The organism is Halomonas sp. GXIMD04776 (assembly GCF_049808615.1).
Classification (GTDB): domain Bacteria; phylum Pseudomonadota; class Gammaproteobacteria; order Pseudomonadales; family Halomonadaceae; genus Modicisalibacter.
In genome coordinates this window covers 1-1,913 of sequence record NZ_JBNCAN010000046.1, presented here as the reverse complement: position 1 = coordinate 1,913, position 1,913 = coordinate 1, and the positions used below count along the sequence as shown (strand labels likewise).

Sequence of the window (1,913 nt, the reverse complement as noted above, 5' to 3'; positions counted from 1 at the left end):
GCGTTAGCAGAGTGCTGTGTTTTTAATAAACAGTTGCAGCCACCTGGTATCTTCGACCGCCTCGTGCTCCAGCCGCGAGGGCCTTCACACTAGCGCGGCGTGCCTTCTCCCGAAGTTACGGCACCATTTTGCCTAGTTCCTTCACCCGAGTTCTCTCAAGCGCCTTAGGATTCTCACCCTGACCACCTGTGTCGGTTTGGGGTACGGTCGTTCATGATCTGAAGCTTAGAGGCTTTTCCTGGAAGCGGGGCATCAGTGACTTCCAGCCCGGGGGCTGTTCGTCTCGTGTCTCGGCCTTGAGACGCCGGATTTGCCTAGCGTCTCGGCCTACGCACTTTCACCAGGACCACCAACGCCTGGCTCACCTAGCCTTCTTCGTCCCCCCATCGCAATCATGACCGGTACGGGAATATTAACCCGTTTCCCATCGACTACGCCTTTCGGCCTCGCCTTAGGGGCCGACTCACTCTGCTCCGATTGACGTCGAACAGAAACCCTTGGTCTTCCGGCGGGGATGGTTTTCACATCCCTTGTCGTTACTCATGTCAGCATTCGCACTCGTGATACCTCCAGCCCGCTTCTCAACGAACCTTCATCGGCGTACACGACGCTCCTCTACCGCAAATCCACATCCGAAGACGCAGACTCACCCGTAGCTTCGGTAGCTGGTTTAGCCCCGTTACATCTTCCGCGCAGGCCGACTCGACTAGTGAGCTATTACGCTTTCTTTCAAGGATGGCTGCTTCTAAGCCAACCTCCTAGCTGTCTTCGCCTTCCCACATCGTTTCCCACTTAACCAGCATTTGGGGACCTTAGCTGACGGTCTGGGTTGTTGCCCTTTTCACAACGGACGTTAGCACCCGCTGTGTGTCTCCCACGCTGCACTCGTCGGTATTCGGAGTTTGCCTCGGGTTGGTAACCCGGGATGGGCCCCTAGCCGAAACAGTGCTCTACCCCCGACGGTGATACGTGAGGCGCTACCTAAATAGCTTTCGAGGAGAACCAGCTATCTCCGGGCTTGATTAGCCTTTCACTCCGATCCACAGCTCATCCCAGCATTTTTCAACATACTTGGGTGCGGGCCTCCAGTTGATGTTACTCAACCTTCACCCTGGCCATGGATAGATCGCCCGGTTTCGGGTCTATTTCCAGCGACTTCTCGCCCCGTTAAGACTCGGTTTCCCTACGCCTCCCCTAGTCGGTTAAGCTCGCCACTGAAAATAAGTCGCTGACCCATTATACAAAAGGTACGCGGTCACACTACGAGAGTGCTCCCACTGCTTGTACGCATACGGTTTCAGGATCTATTTCACTCCCCTCGCCGGGGTTCTTTTCGCCTTTCCCTCACGGTACTGGTTCACTATCGGTCAGCCAGGAGTATTTAGCCTTGGAGGATGGTCCCCCCGTCTTCAGTCAAGGTTTCACGTGCCCCGACCTACTCGTTTTCACCAGGCAGGGATTTCGGCTACGGGACTGTCACCCCCTATGGTCCGACTTCCCAATCGGTTCGCCTATCCATTACCTGACTTAAGGGCTGCTCCCCGGTCGCTCGCCGCTACTGGGGGAATCTCGGTTGATTTCTGTTCCTCGGGGTACTTAGATGTTTCAGTTCCCCCGGTTCGCCTCGCCATGCTATGGATTCACATGGCGATACCTTGCTTACACAAGGTGGGTTTCCCCATTCGGACATGCCCGGGTCACAGGTCGTTTGCCACCTCGCCGAGCCTTTTCGCAGGCTTCCACGTCCTTCATCGCCTCTGGCTGCCTAGGCATCCACCGTATGCGCTTCATCGCTTGACCATATAACCCCAAGGGGTCTGGTCGCGATTCAACATTGCCGGATACGCTTGAGTCGTATCTCTTACACTTTGTCAGCTTGATTCATGTTGTTAAAGAGCCACTGTTCGATGAAC

The 1,913-nt window shown here is 55.4% G+C and carries 1 rRNA gene; it reads right to left on the bottom strand.

The features are described 5' to 3' along the window. Window positions 1–1,800 (bottom strand): 23S ribosomal RNA (locus ACPF7Z_RS19155); the annotation flags it as partial. Window positions 1,801–1,913: the final 113 nt, after the last annotated feature.